Origin of the sequence: Hydrogenophaga pseudoflava, from assembly GCF_004353865.1 — a bacterium.
Taxonomy (GTDB): domain Bacteria; phylum Pseudomonadota; class Gammaproteobacteria; order Burkholderiales; family Burkholderiaceae_C; genus Hydrogenophaga; species Hydrogenophaga pseudoflava.
This window is the reverse complement of record NZ_CP037867.1, coordinates 3,133,801-3,150,339: the sequence shown is the minus strand read 5'-3', so window position 1 is coordinate 3,150,339 and position 16,539 is coordinate 3,133,801. Positions and strand designations below refer to the sequence as shown.

The 16,539-nt window shown below is 65.3% G+C and carries 15 protein-coding genes; 13 read left to right on the top strand and 2 right to left on the bottom strand.

Annotation, left to right across the window (positions count from 1 at the left end):
* Positions 1-58 precede the first annotated feature (58 nt).
* Positions 59-2,053 carry an acetate--CoA ligase gene (gene acs, locus HPF_RS15070; protein WP_133157044.1) on the top strand — a complete coding sequence of 665 codons (1,995 nt, stop codon included), beginning with the start codon at positions 59-61 and terminating at the stop codon, positions 2,051-2,053.
* Between the two features lie 102 nt (positions 2,054-2,155).
* On the opposite strand, the gene HPF_RS15065 is transcribed toward acs, so the two are convergent.
* Positions 2,156-2,461 (bottom strand): c-type cytochrome, encoded by a 306-nt coding sequence (locus HPF_RS15065; protein ID WP_066151532.1) that lies wholly within the window; start codon positions 2,459-2,461, stop codon positions 2,156-2,158.
* A gap of 125 nt (positions 2,462-2,586) precedes the next feature.
* On the opposite strand from HPF_RS15065, the gene HPF_RS15060 reads away from it, so the two are divergent.
* From HPF_RS15060 to HPF_RS15025, 8 genes are all read left to right on the top strand, one after another.
* Complete coding sequence (locus tag HPF_RS15060; protein ID WP_066151530.1) at positions 2,587-2,826, top strand: TIGR04438 family Trp-rich protein; 240 nt, start codon at positions 2,587-2,589, stop codon at positions 2,824-2,826.
* A gap of 116 nt (positions 2,827-2,942) precedes the next feature.
* Entirely contained in the window at positions 2,943-4,799 is a 1,857-nt protein-coding gene (gene ilvD / locus HPF_RS15055; protein ID WP_066151803.1) for a dihydroxy-acid dehydratase, read from the top strand.
* 38 nt (positions 4,800-4,837) lie between these two features.
* Entirely contained in the window at positions 4,838-5,641 is an 804-nt protein-coding gene (gene lgt, locus HPF_RS15050) for a prolipoprotein diacylglyceryl transferase (RefSeq protein WP_133157043.1), read from the top strand.
* Positions 5,642-5,750: 109 nt separating this feature from the next.
* Complete coding sequence (locus HPF_RS15045; RefSeq protein WP_066151527.1) at positions 5,751-6,419, top strand: GntR family transcriptional regulator; 669 nt, start codon at positions 5,751-5,753, stop codon at positions 6,417-6,419.
* A complete protein-coding gene (locus HPF_RS15040) occupies positions 6,416-7,756 on the top strand; it encodes a malonyl-CoA decarboxylase domain-containing protein (protein ID WP_133157042.1) in 1,341 nt (446 codons plus the stop codon). The genes HPF_RS15045 and HPF_RS15040 overlap by 4 nt, the downstream gene beginning before the upstream one ends.
* A gap of 40 nt (positions 7,757-7,796) precedes the next feature.
* On the top strand, positions 7,797-8,786 hold the full coding sequence (locus HPF_RS15035; RefSeq protein ID WP_133157041.1) for a Bug family tripartite tricarboxylate transporter substrate binding protein: 990 nt from the start codon (positions 7,797-7,799) through the stop codon (positions 8,784-8,786).
* Between the two features lie 21 nt (positions 8,787-8,807).
* Positions 8,808-9,575 (top strand): enoyl-CoA hydratase/isomerase family protein, encoded by a 768-nt coding sequence (locus HPF_RS15030; protein ID WP_133157040.1) that lies wholly within the window; start codon positions 8,808-8,810, stop codon positions 9,573-9,575.
* A gap of 17 nt (positions 9,576-9,592) precedes the next feature.
* A complete protein-coding gene (locus HPF_RS15025) occupies positions 9,593-11,134 on the top strand; it encodes a malonate--CoA ligase (protein WP_133157039.1) in 1,542 nt (513 codons plus the stop codon).
* A gap of 59 nt (positions 11,135-11,193) precedes the next feature.
* Here HPF_RS15025 and HPF_RS15020 read toward each other — a convergent pair whose 3' ends face one another.
* The gene (locus HPF_RS15020) at positions 11,194-11,637 is read right to left on the bottom strand and encodes a universal stress protein (protein WP_066151517.1); all 444 of its coding nucleotides are present in this window, start codon (positions 11,635-11,637) and stop codon (positions 11,194-11,196) included.
* An 84-nt stretch (positions 11,638-11,721) separates the two neighbouring features.
* Between HPF_RS15020 and HPF_RS15015 the strand changes: the two genes are divergently transcribed.
* From HPF_RS15015 to ccoO, 4 genes are all read left to right on the top strand, one after another.
* Entirely contained in the window at positions 11,722-14,118 is a 2,397-nt protein-coding gene (locus HPF_RS15015; RefSeq protein ID WP_243721589.1) for a heavy metal translocating P-type ATPase, read from the top strand.
* Between the two features lie 45 nt (positions 14,119-14,163).
* On the top strand, positions 14,164-14,301 hold the full coding sequence (gene ccoS, locus HPF_RS15010; RefSeq protein WP_066151515.1) for a cbb3-type cytochrome oxidase assembly protein CcoS: 138 nt from the start codon (positions 14,164-14,166) through the stop codon (positions 14,299-14,301).
* Positions 14,302-14,368: 67 nt separating this feature from the next.
* Complete coding sequence (ccoN, locus tag HPF_RS15005) at positions 14,369-15,814, top strand: cytochrome-c oxidase, cbb3-type subunit I (protein ID WP_066151514.1); 1,446 nt, start codon at positions 14,369-14,371, stop codon at positions 15,812-15,814.
* A gap of 13 nt (positions 15,815-15,827) precedes the next feature.
* A complete protein-coding gene (gene ccoO / locus HPF_RS15000; RefSeq protein WP_133157038.1) occupies positions 15,828-16,529 on the top strand; it encodes a cytochrome-c oxidase, cbb3-type subunit II in 702 nt (233 codons plus the stop codon).
* The last annotated feature ends 10 nt before the right edge of the window (positions 16,530-16,539 follow it).

Sequence of the window (16,539 nt, the reverse complement as noted above, 5' to 3'; positions counted from 1 at the left end):
AGAGCCCTTGCGCACATTCGCCGGGTTCTTTGTTCCCCATCCCAGAGGAGACCTGTACATGTCCACGCCTTCGTCGTCGATTGAATCCACCCTGGTCGAAAACCGTGTCTTCGAACCGTCCGAGGCCATCCGCAAGGCCGCCCGGATTTCGGGGATGGAGGCCTACAACGCCCTGTGTGCCGAGGCCGAAAAAGACTTCGAAGGCTTCTGGGCCCAGCGCGCCCGCGAGACCCTGACCTGGAGCAAACCTTTCACCAAGGTACTCGACGAGTCCAACAAGCCGTTCTACAAGTGGTTCGAGGACGGCGAACTGAACGCCTCGTTCAACTGCCTGGACCGCCACATGGGCACGCCGGTGGAGAACAAGACCGCGATCATTTTTGAAGCCGACGGCGGCGAGGTCACCAAGGTCACCTACAAGGAACTGCTGGCCAAGGTGTCGCAATTTGCGAATGCGCTGAAGGCGCGTGGCGTGAAGAAGGGTGACCGCGTGGTCATCTACATGCCCATGACCATCGAGGGCGTGGTGGCCATGCAGGCCTGTGCCCGCATCGGCGCCACCCACAGCGTGGTGTTCGGCGGCTTCTCCGCCAAGGCCTTGCAGGAGCGCATCCAGGACGCTGGCGCCGTGGCTGTGATCACCGCCAACTACCAGCTGCGGGGCGGCAAGGAGCTGCCGCTCAAGTCGATCGTGGACGAAGGCATCGCCATGGGCGGCTGCGACACGATCAAGGATGTGATCGTGTTCCAGCGCACGCCCACCGCCTGCAACATGGTGGCCGGCCGCGACAGCTTCATGCACGACGTGATGGAGGGCCAGTCCACCGACTGCCCTGCCGAGATGGTCAGCGCCGAGCATCCCCTGTTCGTGCTTTACACCTCCGGCTCCACCGGCAAGCCCAAGGGTGTGCAGCACAGCACCGGCGGCTACCTGCTGTGGGCCAACCTGACCATGAACTGGACCTTCGACCTGAAGGACAACGACGTGTTCTGGTGCACGGCCGACATCGGCTGGATCACCGGTCACAGCTACGTCGCTTACGGCCCGCTGGCCGCTGGAGCCACCCAGATCGTGTTCGAAGGTGTGCCCACCTACCCGAACGCCGGCCGCTTCTGGCAGATGATCGAAAAGCACAAGTGCACGATCTTCTACACCGCCCCGACGGCCATCCGCTCGCTGATCAAGGCCGCGGAAGGAGATGAGAAGGTGCACCCCAAGAACTGGGACCTGACCAGCCTGCGTCTGATGGGCTCGGTGGGCGAGCCCATCAACCCCGAAGCCTGGATGTGGTACTACAAGCACGTGGGTGGCGAGCGTTGCCCCATTGTGGACACGTTCTGGCAGACCGAGACCGGTGGCCACATGATCACCCCGCTGCCGGGCGCCACGCCGCTGGTGCCGGGTTCCTGCACGCTGCCGCTGCCGGGCATCACCACCGCCATCGTCGACGAGACGGGCAACGACGTGCCCAACGGCGCGGGTGGCATTCTGGTGGTGAAGAAGCCCTGGCCCTCAATGATCCGCACCATCTGGGGCGACCCCGAACGTTTCAAGAAGAGCTACTTTCCCGAAGAACTCAAGGGCTACTACCTGGCTGGCGATGGTGCCGTGCGCAGCGCCGACCGGGGTTATTTCCGCATCACAGGCCGTATCGACGACGTGCTGAACGTGTCGGGCCACCGCATGGGCACGATGGAAATTGAGTCGGCCCTGGTGGGCAAGACCGACCTGGTGGCCGAAGCCGCCGTGGTGGGCCGTCCGGACGACCTGACGGGTGAAGCCATCGTGGCCTTCGTGGTGCTCAAGCGCTCGCGCCCCACCGGCGACGAGGCCAAGGCCATCGCCAAGGAACTGCGCGACTGGGTGGGTAAGGAGATTGGCCCGATCGCCAAGCCCAAGGACATCCGCTTTGGCGACAACCTGCCCAAGACCCGTTCGGGCAAGATCATGCGCCGCCTGCTGCGCTCGATCGCCAAGGGCGAGGCCATCACCCAGGACACCTCCACGCTGGAAAACCCGGCGATCCTGGACCAACTGTCGGAAAACAACTGATCTTCTTGGAGCTGCCCTGGTGCCTGCACAACGGCACCGGGCGACAAAAAAGCCCGCTGGGTTCCAGCGGGCTTTTTGTTGGCGTGTACTGTGCGAAGTGGCTTACTTCTGGCTCAACACCCAGGCAGCCAGCTTCTTGGCTTCGGCATCGCTGACTTGCGTGTTGGCCGGCATGGGAATCGCACCCCAGACGCCGGAACCACCCTTGACGATCTTGCCGGCCAGCATGTCGACGGCCTTGGCATCGCCCGCGTACTTCTTGGCCACATCCTTGTAGGAGGGGCCGACCAGCTTCTTGTCGACCGCATGGCAGGCCATGCAGTTCTTGGCAGTGGCCAGAGCCTGATCAGCCATGGCGGAGGTGGAGATAGCGGCCATCGCAGCCATAATCATCAGAGCGCGTTTCATGGTGTTGTCCTCGTGGGAATAAGTGAGAAGCTCACGAGCCGCGATTCTAGCGAGTCGGTCGGGGACGCCCCATGCTTCTTTACAGAAGTTTGCCCGTCTTTATCGGACCTTTACCGGAGGGTGTGATGTATTTGTTGGCTGTCGGAATTGCCTTGTTGCTGATGAGATACCTGGAGATCGGTTTCATGGCCGGGGTGTCGTGGTGGTGGGTCGCGGTGCCTTTCGGTTTGACGGTTGCCTGGTGGACTTGGGCTGACACCACCGGCTACACCAAGCGCAAAGAAGTCGAGAAGATGGACAGGAAGAAGAAAGAGCGCATCGACAAGCAGCGCGCAGCGCTCGGCATCCGGACACGCAAGCGCTGAATCGCGCGGTAGCCGTCCCCCTTGCCCCGGCTGGGCTTTCAGATGCAAGGCGCATGGCCCTGCGGGATAATTTGAGGTTGACAGCCCGCATTCCGTTCATCAACATCATCCGCCCCATGCCTGCTTACCGCTCCAAGACTTCCACCGCCGGCCGCAACATGGCTGGTGCCCGCGCTCTCTGGCGCGCCACTGGCATGAAGGATGGCGACTTCGCCAAGCCCATCGTCGCCATTGCCAACAGCTTCACGCAGTTCGTGCCTGGTCATGTGCACCTCAAGGATCTGGGCCAGCTGGTGGCGCGCGAGATTGAGGCCGCTGGTGGCGTCGCCAAGGAATTCAACACCATTGCGGTGGACGACGGCATTGCCATGGGGCACGACGGCATGCTGTATTCGCTGCCCAGCCGTGAGCTGATCGCCGACTCGGTGGAGTACATGGTCAATGCCCACTGCGCCGACGCGCTGGTGTGCATTTCCAACTGCGACAAGATCACACCCGGCATGCTGATGGCCGCCATGCGCCTGAACATTCCTGTGGTGTTTGTCTCCGGTGGCCCCATGGAGGCGGGCAAGGTGCGGCTGGCCAATCCGCAGACCCAGACCATCGAGATCAAGAAGCTCGACCTGGTGGACGCGATGGTTATGGCCGTGGACAGCAAGGTGAGCGAAGCCGATCTGGCCGAGGTCGAGCGTTCGGCCTGCCCGACCTGCGGATCCTGCTCAGGCATGTTCACCGCCAATTCCATGAACTGCCTGGCGGAAGCGCTGGGCTTGGCGCTGCCGGGCAACGGTACCGTGGTGGCCACGCACGCCGACCGCGAGCAGTTGTTCAAGCGCGCCGGTCGCACGGCTGTGGCGCTGTGCGAGCGCTATTACGAACAGGGCGATGAGTCGGTGTTGCCGCGCTCGGTGGGCTTCAAGGCCTTCGAGAACGCCATCACGCTGGACATCGCCATGGGCGGGTCCACCAACACCATCCTGCACCTGCTGGCCATCGCACAGGAGGCCGGGATCGACTTCACCATGGCCGACATCGACCGCCTCTCGCGTGTCGTGCCGCAGCTGTGCAAAGTCGCGCCCAACACCAACAAGTACCACATCGAAGACGTGCATCGTGCGGGCGGCATCATGGCCATCCTGGGTGAACTGGACCGTGCGGGCAGGTTGCACACCGACGTGCCCACCATCCACGCCAAGACCATGAAGGACGCGCTGGAACAGTGGGACATCGCGCGCAACCCGTCAGACGAGGTCAAGACCTTCTACATGGCCGGCCCGGCGGGCATTCCGACGCAGGTGGCATTCAGTCAGTCCACGCGCTGGCCCAGCCTCGACCTGGACCGTGCCGAAGGCTGCATCCGCTCCTTTGACCATGCATTCTCGAAAGAGGGCGGTCTGGCCGTGCTGCGCGGCAACATTGCGCTCGACGGTTGCGTGGTGAAGACGGCGGGTGTGGACGAGTCCATCCTGGTGTTCGAGGGTTCGGCCTATGTTACCGAGTCCCAGGACGAAGCGGTGGCCGAGATCCTGGCCGACAAGGTCAAGGCCGGCGACGTAGTGATCGTGCGCTACGAGGGTCCCAAGGGCGGCCCTGGCATGCAGGAGATGCTCTACCCCACGAGCTACATCAAGTCCAAGGGCTTGGGCAAGGCCTGTGCGCTGCTCACCGACGGCCGCTTCTCCGGTGGCACGTCCGGCCTGTCTATCGGCCACTGCTCGCCCGAGGCAGCGGCCGGCGGCGCCATCGGCCTGGTGCGCCAGGGCGACCGCATCCGCATCGACATTCCCAACCGCAGCATCAATGTGCTGGTGAGCGATGAGGAGTTGGCCAAGCGCCGCGCCGAGCAGGACGCTCTGGGCTGGAAGCCGGCCCAGCCGCGCCCGCGCAAGGTGACCGCCGCGCTCAAGGCCTACGCCTTGCTGGCCACCTCGGCCGACAAAGGTGCCGTGCGCAACCTGTCGATGCTCGACTGACCGGAGAGGGTCATGGCCTGCGTGCACAATCGCAGGCCATGTTGATTCATCCCCAGATTGATCCCATCGCCCTGCAGCTTGGCCCGCTGGCCATCCACTGGTACGGGCTGACCTACCTTGCGGCCTTCGGGCTTTTTATTTTGCTCGGGCGTGCTCGGCTGAAGCACGAGCCCTTTGCGTCGGTTCGAGCGCCCAGGCCCTGGGAGGGCAAGGATGTCGAGGACATCCTGTTCCTGGGGGTGATGGGTGTGGTGCTGGGCGGGCGCATCGGCTATTGCCTGTTCTACAAGCCTGCGTACTACCTGAGCCACCCGCTGGAGATCTTTGCGGTCTGGGAGGGTGGCATGAGCTTCCACGGCGGCATGCTGGGCGTGCTGGTGGCGATGGTCTGGTACGCACGCAGCCGCCAGCGGCCGTGGCTACAGGTGATGGACTTCGTGGCGCCCTGTGTGCCCACCGGTCTCGCGGCCGGTCGGGTGGGCAACTTCATCAACGGCGAACTCTGGGGGCGGGTGGCCGATCCGTCGCTGCCCTGGGCCATGGTGTTCCGCGGCGCGGGTGACCTCCCGCGGCATCCCTCGCAGGTCTACCAGTTCCTGCTGGAAGGTCTGCTTCTGTTTGTCCTGTTGTGGTGGTACGCGCGCAAACCGCATGCGACGGGGCAGGTGGGCGGCGCCTTCCTGTTCGGCTACGGCCTGTTCCGCTTCACCGCGGAGTTTTTCCGGGAGCCGGATGCCCACCTGGGCCTGTTGTCCTTGGGCATGAGCATGGGGCAGTGGCTGTGTGTGCCCATGATCCTCGGCGGTGCTGCGTTGTGGGTCTGGGCGGGTCGACGCAGCTGAAGGCGTCCGACGTGTTCTGAGGGTTTGTACGGGCTTGCGCCCGGTGGGCCTCTCTCTACAATTATCTGTAATTACAGGTAATAACGGAGCGGTTTTATCCGAACGCCTCATGCGACTGGTGCTCAACTCCCTGCACGACGAAGTGGCCGCAAAGTTGCGCGACCGCATCTTTGCGGGGGACCTGGCGCCAGGGCGATTCATCGACGAACCGGCACTCTGCGCCGAGCTGGCGATCTCCCGCACGCCCTTGCGCGAGGCGCTCAAGGTGCTGACGGCCGAAGGGCTGGTGAGGCACGAGCCGCGGCGCGGCTGCTTTGTCAGTGAAATCACCGAGCGCGATCTGGACGAGATCTTTCCGGTCATTGCTCTGCTGGAAGGGCGGTGCGCGTTCGAAGCCGCCACCAACGCGACCGACGCCGATCTGGCAGCGCTGGAGCAGTTGCATGACCGTCTGCAGCGCAGTGCCAAGGCCAAGCGCATCACCGAGTACTACGAAACCAATTACGCGATTCACGAAGCCATCATCGTGCTGGCCAACAACCGCTGGCTGGCGCAGGTGATCGGCGACCTGCGCAAGATCGTCAAGCTCGCGCGCCTGCAGCAGCTGCATGCGCCCGGCCGGCTGGAACAGAGCCTGTCGGAGCACATGGCGGTGTACGCCGCACTCAAGGCCAGGGACGCCGAGGGGGCGGAGGCGGCGATGCGGACCCACCTGATCCGCCAGCGCGTGGCGCTGCGCGACCTGGCCCGTCTCCACACCTCGAGGATTTCCGCATGAACACCAGGGAATGGCTGAGCGAAAGGGTTTCCCGCCTGCGTGCGCAGGCCGCGGTACCCCAGCCGGCGCCCGTACGCTCCACGCACGAGCGGCTCAAGGCCCGCCTGCGCCAGGGCGAAGAAGCGCTGTCGCCCCGGGCGCTGCGTCAGAAGCTGGACGAGCTCAAGGGCATCGTCGATCCGCTGGTCAGCGAAGTGGAAGGCGGCCGCCGCGCCGGGGAACTGATCGCCTGGTACGCCAGCGCCTCGCCGGCCCACCGGCGCGATCTGTGGCTGCTCATGAGCGAGCGCTTCGTGGCCGACCCCGAGCAGGTCAAGGCCGCGCAGCAGAAATACGCCGCCGCGGTGGGCACGCCCGACGAAGCCGCGGCCGAGGTGCTGTACCGCCGCGCCACCGTGTCGCCGCGCCGGCGCCTGCTGCAGCGCTTCAGCGCCCACCCGGACGGCATTCCTTTTCTGGTCAACCTGCGCGCCGAGATGCAGCCGCAACTCAAGACCGACAAGCGCCTGCTCGCGCTGGACGTGGAGATGGAGTACATGTTCTCCACCTGGTTCGATGTGGGCTTTCTGGAACTGCGCCGCATCAGCTGGGACTCGCCCGCGTCGCTGGTGGAGAAGCTCATCAAGTACGAGGCGGTGCACGACATCCGCAGCTGGGGCGACGTGAAGAACCGACTGGACAGCGACCGCCGCTGCTACGGTTTCTTCCACCCGCGCCTGCCGGGCGAGCCGCTGATCTTCGTGGAGGTGGCGCTGATCAACGAGATCGCTCCCAGCATCACGCCGCTGCTGGACGAAGCCGCCGCGCCGGCCGACCTGGACCGCGCGACCACGGCAATCTTCTATTCCATCAGCAACACCCAGGCCGGACTGCGCGGCGTGAGCTTTGGCGATTCGCTGATCAAGCGCGTGGTCGAGTGCCTGCACGAGGAGTTTCCGCGCCTCAAGACCTTTGCCACGCTCTCGCCGATTCCCGGGCTGCGGGCCTGGCTGGGCAAGCACGCGCCGGCCGAGTTGCTGCAGGCCTGGGAGGCGGCGCCGGATCTGGCCGAGAAGTCGCCCCCGCTCGTGGCCCTCAAGCAGTGGGCGGCGCGTTACCTCGCCCAGGAGCTGCAGGATGGCAAGCCGCTGGATGCGGTGGCGCGCTTCCACCTGGGCAACGGCGCCCGCGTCGAGCGCCTGAACTGGGCCGCCGACCCGTCGCCCAAAGGGCTCAAGCAGTCCTATGGCCTGATGGTCAACTACCTCTACGATCTCAAGAAGCTCGACCGGAACCGGTCCGCCCTGGCACAAGGCAAGATCCCGGTCGCCCCGGCGATCAAGGACCTGCTGGCCTGACGCGAAACACTTTCACCACAACCACAACGGAGACAAACCGATGCAAGCAACAGGATTCAAGCGGCGCGATGTGCTGCGCGCGGTCGCGGCAGGCGCCGCGGTGTACGGCACCATGGGCCACGCCCAGGGCAGCTGGCCGACCAAGCCGGTCACGATGATCGTGCCGTTCCCGGCCGGCGGCGGCACCGACGCCTTCGCGCGCCCGATGGCGGCCCAGTTCACCAAGCTCTCGGGCAAGTCCCTGGTGATCGACAACCGCGGCGGCGCTGGCGGCACGCTGGGCGCCGGCATCGCGGCCAAGGCGGCGCCCGACGGCTACACCCTGTTCATGGGGGCGGTGCACCACACCATTGCTCCGTTCATGTACCCGAAGCTGGACTACGACCTTGAAAAAGACTTGGTGCCGCTGATCCTGGTGGCCAGCGTGCCGCAGGTACTGGTGGTCAATGCCAAGAAGCATGGCGGCATGGACTTCAAGGCCTTCCTGGCCGAGATCAAGGCCAACCCCGGCAAGCTCAACTACGGCTCGGCCGGCAGCGGCACCTCGCACCACCTGGCCGGCGAGCTGTTCAAGCAGCAGAGCAAGACCTTCATCACCCACATCCCGTATCGCGGCGCGGGCCCTGCGCTCAACGACCTGATTGCCGGCAACGTCGACATGATGTTCGACGGCCTGGGCTCATCGGCCGGTCACATCAAGGGTGGCCGCATCAAGGCGCTGATGGTGTCGGGCACCAAACGCAACGCCGCGTTCCCCGACGTGCCCTGCGCCGCCGAGCTGGGCCTGCCCGAGTACACCGTGACCACCTGGTACGGCATCTGGGCACCCAAGGGCACGCCGGCCGACGCGCAGGCGCGGGCCATCGAAGAGATCCGCAAGGCGGTCCAGGCGGACGAGGCCAAGACGGTCTGGACGGCCCAGGGCGCCGAGTTCCCGAACCTCAGCGGTGCCCAGTTCGATGGCTTCGTCAAAGCCGAACTGAAGAAGTGGGCGCAGGTGGTCAAGGCCTCGGGCGCGAAACTCGACTGATCTGTCGCCACAGTCCCGCCCATGTCCGGTCACATCCGCCTGCACCTTGAAGACGCCATCGCCCGCGTCACCCTGAGCAACCCGTCCAAGTTCAACGCCATGTCGCGCGCGATGTGGCGCGAGCTGCGGCAGGTGTTCACCGGGCTGCAGCAGCGCAGCGAGCTGCGTGCGGTGGTGGTGGCGGGTGAGGGCGGGCACTTCTGTGCGGGCGGTGACATCGCCGAGTACACCGACTTCCGCTTTCACCCCGACGGCTTGCGCGATTTCCACGAGAACGACGTCTGGGGCGGCCTCTCGGCCATGGTGGACTGTGACCTGCCCGTGATCGCACAGATCGAGGGGAACTGCATGGGGGCTGGCGTGGAGATCGCCAGCTGCTGCGACATCCGCGTGGCAGGGCATGGTGCCCGCTTCGGTGCCCCGATTGCCAAGCTGGGCTTCCCGATGGCGCCGCGCGAGGCCGCGCTGGTGGCGCGCGAAGTGGGTCTGGCCACTGCGCGGCAGATGCTGCTGGAGGCCGCGGTGCTGGACGCGCCGACCCTGCACGCGCGCGGCTTCCTGCACACCGTGCTGCACGACGCGGATGTGCCCGCCGAGGCCCAGCAACGCGCCCTGCGCATCGCCCGCCTGGCGCCGCAGGCCGCGCGCCTGAACAAGCAGACCTTGCGCGCGCTGGCGGGCGGGCAGGGCGCCGAAGCCCTGGTACCCACCGCCTACGACTACGCCGACAGCGCCGAACACCGCGAAGGCATTGCCGCCTTTCTGGCCAAGCGGCCGCCGAACTTCTGAACCTCCCACGCCACACCATGAGCAACCAGAACCTGTTCGTCGCACTGCGCGACGCCTTCCCCGCCGACCTCGACCGCGCGGCGGTGGAGACCGACAACGGTCTGTCCTATTCCTGGCGCGATCTGGACCGCGCCACGGCCATGATGGCCAACCTGCTGGACTCGCTGGACCTTCCTCCGGCTTCGCGCATCGCCGTGCAGGTGGAAAAGTCGGTCGAGGCCATGGTGCTGTACCTGGCCACGCTGCGGGCCGGCCATGTCTTCCTGCCGCTGAACACGGCCTACCAGAGCGCCGAGATCGAGTACTTCATCGGCAACGCCGAGCCGGCGGTGGTGGTCTGCAGCCCCAAGAACCATGGCTGGGTGAGCAAGATTGCCTTCACCGCGGGCACGCAATACGTCTTCACGCTGGGCGACGACCGCACTGGCAGTCTGCTGGAGCGCGCGGCCCATTGCAGTGACGGCCACGTGCCCGCAGTCCGGAGCGACGACGACCTGGCCGCCATCCTCTACACCAGTGGCACCACCGGCCGCAGCAAGGGTGCCATGCTCACGCACGGCAACATGCGCAGCAACGCGCTGATGCTGCGCGACTACTGGCAGTGGCAACCGGACGACGTGCTGATCCACGCGCTGCCCATCTTCCACGTGCACGGCCTGTTCGTGGCCATCCACGGCGCCCTCATCAACGGCAGCAAGATGATCTGGCTGTCAAAGTTCGATCCGAAGCTGGCCATCAGCAAGTTCCCGGAAGCCACCGTCTTCATGGGCGTGCCCACGCTGTACGTGCGCATGCTGGCCGAGCCGTCGCTGACGAAGGCGCAGGCCGCGCACATGCGTCTGTTCATCTCCGGCTCGGCGCCGCTGCTGATCGAGACCTTCACCGAATGGCAGCGATGCACGGGTCACACCATCCTGGAACGCTACGGCATGAGCGAGACGGTGATGCTGACCTCCAACCCCTGCGGCCCGGACGCGCGCTACGGCGGCGCCACCGAGCGCCGCGGCGGCACCGTGGGCTTCCCCCTGCCGGGTGTGACGCTGCGGGTGATGGAGGACGACGGCAAGCTGGTGGCGCCGGGCGAGATCGGCGGCATCCAGGTGAAGGGCCCGAACGTGTTCAAGGGCTACTGGCGCATGCCCGAAAAGACCGCGGAGGAGTTCACCGCCGATGGCTTCTTCCGGACCGGCGACGTCGGCAAGGTAGACGAGAGGGGCTACGTGACCATCGTCGGCCGCAGCAAGGACCTGATCATCTCCGGCGGCTACAACGTCTACCCGGCCGAGATCGAGGGCTACATCAACGACATGCCGGGCGTGGCCGAGAGCGCGGTGATCGGCGTGCCACACCCGGATTTCGGTGAGGTGGGCGTGGCGGTGATCATCGCCAAGCCCGGCGCCACGGTGGACCCAGACCGGGTGATCGCCGAACTCAAGGCAAAACTCGCCAACTTCAAGATTCCCAAGCGTTGCGTGATGGTCGACGAACTGCCGCGCAATACCATGGGCAAGGTGCAGAAGAACCTGTTGCGCGATCAGTACAAGGGCGCGTTCGCCTGAACCTGGCGCTGCAAAACAAAAAGGCCCGCAGTCGCGGGCCTTTTGCTTGAGGGGCTCGCTCAGCGCAGGACGAGCACGGGGATGTGAGAATGCGTCAGCACCTGCTGCGTCTCGCTGCCCAGCAACAGCCGCTTGATGCCCTTTCGGCCGTGCGAGGCCATCACGATCAGGTCCACCTTGTTGCGCTTGGCGGCAGCGATGATGGCTTCGGCGATCAGGTCGGACTTGACGGTGATCGGCTTGACCTTGACCTCCCGTTTCTGTCCCGCGGCCTTGACCGCGTTGACCGCCTCCATGGCTTCATCGTTCCACTGCTTCTCGATGCGGGCCACTTCCGCTGCCGCCAGGGCCACACCGCCTTCGAAATAGGTCTGCGGGTAGCGCGGCACCACCTTCAATGCCACGACCTCGGCACCGGTGATGTCGGCCAGGCCAATGGCGTGTTCGACGGCCATGTTGGACAGTTTGGAGCCATCGGTGGCCACGAGGATGCGCTTGTACATGCTGATCTCCGGTTGTGTTGTGGTTGAAAGGACAATATAGGCTACGCATTGACCGCCCGGTAGCGGTTGACTTAAATCAACTGCATGAAAAGCGACTTGAACTACCCTCGCGGCATGAACGAGGCCGCCACCGCGCCCCCGGTGGGGCTTTTGCTGGGCAACGAACCGTCTGCCCAGTCGCAGCGCGGGGAAGACCCTTTCGGACCACATCGCGGGCCGCTGACCGTCACCGATGACTTTTCGGTGCTCGACGACCCGGTCGAGCTGAACGACTTCACTGAATTCAAGGAAATTGACGGCCAAACGGTGGCCGAATCCGTGCTGATGGTGCAGGGCATGTACTGCGCTGCCTGCGCCGACACGGTGGAATGCGCCTTGCAGGACCTGCCCGGCGTGCGCAGCGCGCGGGTTCATGCCGCGACGCGCCGCCTGATGCTGCAGTGGGAACCCGGTGCCACCCGCATGTCGTCGCTGGCCGACGCCGTGGGCCAGGCCGGGTACCGCCTGCTGCCGCTGCAGCAGGCGCTGTCGATTTCCGAACGCCTGAAGGAAACCCGGCTCGCGCTCTGGCGCCTGTTCGTGGCCGGCTTCTGTGCCATGCAGGTGATGATGTACGCGTGGCCGGCCTACGTGGCCGAGCCCGGCGAGATGCCTGCCGACATCGACCAGCTGCTGCGCTGGGCCAGCTGGGTGCTCAGCGTGCCTGTGGTCACTTTTGCCAGCGGACCGTTCTTCAGGGGTGCGTGGCGCGACCTCAAGCTCGGTCGTGTCGGCATGGACACACCGGTGTCCATCGGCATCCTCGTGGCCTTCCTGGCCAGCTCGGCGGCCACCTTCGATCCGACAGGGCCCTGGGGCCATGAGGTCTGGTTCGACTCTTTGACCATGTTCGTGTTCTTCCTGCTGGGGGGGCGCTACCTCGAACTCAAGGCGCGGGACCGCACCGCCGGCGCGCTGGATGCGCTGATGAACCGCCTGCCCGAGGTGTGCGAGCGGCAGACCGCCGACGGGCGTTTCGAATCGCTGTCGGTGCGCCGTCTGTCGGTGGGCGATGTGGTGCGGGTGCAGGCGGGCCAGGCTTTCCCGGGAGACGGGCGGCTGCTCAGCGGCACCGCGACCGTGGACGAGGCGCTGCTCACCGGCGAGTCCGATCCTGTGACCCGCCGACAGGGCGATGGGGTGGTGGCCGGCAGCTACAACCTGGCCGGGCCGGTGCTGGTCGAGGTGCTGCGCCTGGGGCGCGACACCCGGTTTGCCCAGATCGTGGCGCTGATGGAAAAGGCCTCCACCGAGAAGCCGCGCCTGGCCGTTTTGGCCGACCGCATTGCGGCGCCATTCCTCGTGCTCGTGCTGGCGGCGGCCGCGCTCGCGTTTGCATACTGGTGGCAGATCGACCACTCGAAGGCGCTGGCCGTCGCCGTGGCTGTGCTGATCGTGACCTGTCCCTGCGCCTTGTCGCTGGCCACGCCGGCGGCCATGCTGAGTTCCGCCGGGGCTCTGGCCCGGCGCGGCATTCTGGTGCGCCGTCTGCAGGCGTTCGAGACGCTGGCGGAGGTGGGGGCGGTGGTGTTCGACAAGACCGGAACGCTCACCCACGACCGTCTGGCGCTGACGGGTCAGCGGGTCCGTGAGGGGGTTGACCACCGGCAGGTGCTGGCGCTGGCTGCCGCCATGGCGGAAGGCTCGCTGCACCCGGTGTCCCGCGCCATCGCCGCATCTGCGCGAGATGCAGGCGTGTCCACCGAGCGGGCAGATTTGAACGAGGTGACCGAGGTGGCAGGGCAGGGGTTGTCTGCCCGGAGCGCGCACGGCGACCTGCTCCGTATGGGGTCGGCGGCCTTCTGTGGCCTAGCCGGTGACGGCATGGAAGCGCCTGCAGGCCGTGTGCACCTGTCGGACGCGCAGGGGTGGCTGGCGAGTTTTGACCTGAGCGAAGGGGTGCGCGAGGACGCGGCCCCGGCCGTGGCGGCCCTGCACCAGTCCGGGCTGCGCACCTGGCTGCTGTCGGGCGACCGGGAAGCGGCCGCCCGGGCGGTGGGGCAGACGGTGGGGGTGCAGAACGTAGTGGCAGGTGCCTCACCCGAGCAGAAGCTGGCGCAGATCGAGTCCATGCAGTCGCAGGGGCTGCGGGTGGCGATGGTGGGTGATGGTCTCAACGATGGTCCGGTGCTCGCCAGGGCCGACACCTCGTTCGCACTCGGTCATGCGGCGCCCTTGGCGCAGGCGCAATCCGACTTCATCCTTCAGGGCGGCAAGGTCCAGGACGTGGTGTTGACCTTGCGGCAGGCCCGGTTCACGATGCGCATCGTTCGTCAGAACCTCGTATGGGCCGCGCTGTACAACCTGGTGTGCGTCCCTCTGGCACTGGTCGGCTGGATGCCGCCGTGGCTGGCCGGTCTGGGGATGGCGGGCAGTTCGTTGCTGGTGATCCTCAACGCGCTGCGGCTGGCCGCGTCGCCGCGTGAGCAGACCGGCGCCTGAACCGGCTCTTGGCGTTTCAGATTGAGATTATTTCAAGGAGCCGACATGGACATCCTGTATCTGTTGATACCCGTCTCTATCGTGCTGGTCTTCGCGATCATCGGCGTGTTCTGGTGGGCACTGCACGCCGGTCAGTTCGACAACGTCGAGCGCGAGGGCGAGCGCATTCTTAGAGGCGATTGACGTAAGTCAAGGCGTTCACTGGGTTACATGTGGACACTTCGCCGGTGGCATTAATGAGGAGTTCTGTATGTCCGTAACAACAAAGACCGGCCAACCGGCGGTCTACAACGACAGCGTCGTCCGTTGGTTCTCCATTGCAGCCGTGATTTACGGCGTGGTGGGCATGCTGGTGGGCGTCATCATCGCGGCCCAGCTGACCTGGCCCGAGCTCAACATGGGGATCGAATGGATCACCTACGGCCGCCTGCGGCCGCTGCACACGAACGCCGTGATCTTCGCCTTTGGCGGTTGCGTGCTGTTCGCCACGAGCTACTACGTTGTCCAGCGGACGTGCCACACACCGTTGTTTCTCAACAAGCTGGCGTGGTTCACCTTCATCGGCTGGAACATCGTCATCGTCTCGGCGGTGATCACCCTGCCGATGGGCTACACCAGCGGCAAGGAATACGCCGAACTGGAGTGGCCGATTGACCTGCTGATTGCCGTGACCTGGGTGGCCTATGCCATCGTGTTCTTCGGCACGGTCGGCATCCGCAAGGTCAAGCACATCTACGTGGCCAACTGGTTCTTCGGCGCTTTCATCATCGCCGTGGCCCTGCTGCACATTGTCAACAGCGCGGCCCTGCCGGTGAGTCTGTTCAAGTCCTACTCGGCCTACGCCGGCGTGCAGGACGCGATGGTGCAATGGTGGTACGGCCACAATGCCGTGGGCTTCTTCCTGACCGCAGCCTTCCTGGGCATGATGTATTACTTCATCCCCAAGCAGGCCGAGCGTCCGGTTTACTCGTACCGCCTGTCGATCGTGCACTTCTGGGCCCTGATCTTCACCTACATGTGGGCGGGCCCCCACCACCTGCACTACACCGCGCTGCCCGACTGGGCCCAGTCGGTCGGAATGGTGTTCTCCCTCATCCTGCTGGCCCCCAGCTGGGGCGGCATGATCAACGGCATCATGACCCTCTCGGGTGCTTGGCACAAACTGCGTGACGACCCCATCCTGCGCTTCCTGATCGTGTCCCTGTCGTTCTACGGCATGTCCACCTTCGAAGGCCCGATGATGTCCATCAAGACCGTCAACGCCCTGTCGCACTACACCGACTGGACCGTGGGCCACGTGCACTCCGGCGCCCTGGGCTGGGTGGGTCTGGTGTCCATGGGTTCGCTGTACTACCTGATCCCGCGCCTGTTCGGCCAGAAGAAGATGTACTCGGTGCCCGCCATCGAACTGCACTTCTGGATCGCCACCATCGGCATCGTGCTGTACATCGCTGCGATGTGGATTGCCGGTGTGATGCAAGGCCTGATGTGGCGCTCGGTCAACCCCGACGGCAGCCTGACCTACACCTTCGTCGAGTCGGTGAAAGCCACCTTCCCGTTCTATGTGATCCGCCTGGTCGGTGGTGTGCTGTACCTGACCGGCATGATCGTGATGCTCTGGAACGTGATCATGACTGCGCTGCAGGGCAAGGCCCACAACGCCCCGGTCATGGCCGTCAACCCTGCCCACGCCTGAGGAGAAGAACAACATGGCCAGCAATGAACACCTGAGCGGACACGCTCGGATCGAGACCAGCAACTTCCTGATGATCGTCCTGATCACCCTCGTGGTGGCTGTCGGCGGTCTGGTGGAAATCGTGCCGCTGTTCTTCCAGAAGTCCACCACCCAGCCGATCGAAGGTCTCAAGCCTTACACCGCGCTGCAGGTGGCCGGTCGCGATGTCTACGTCAAGGAAGGTTGCTACAACTGCCATTCGCAGATGATCCGTCCCTTCCAAGCCGAGACGCTGCGTTACGGCCCCTACTCGGTGGCCGGCGAATACGTGTACGACCACCCCTTCCAGTGGGGTTCGAAGCGCACCGGTCCGGACCTGCACCGCGTCGGTGGCCGCTACAGCGACGAGTGGCACCGTGCCCACCTGAACAACCCACGCGACGTGGTCCCCGAGTCCAACATGCCTGCATACCCCTGGCTGGCCGAAAAGACGGTCGACGCCGATGGCATTCCTGCCCGCATGAAGGCCCTGCGCACCCTGGGTGCGCCGTACAGCGACGAAGAAATCGCCAAGTCCGTGGAAGAGGTCAAGGGCAAGACCGAGCAGGATGCCGTGATCGCCTACCTGCAGGTGCTGGGTACCGCACGCAGTGCCGCCAAGCTCGCGCCTGCAGCCGCTGCTCCTGCGGCTGAGGCTGAGGCTGCAGCACCGGCGGCCGACGGCAAGACCCAATAAGGGGCGAGAC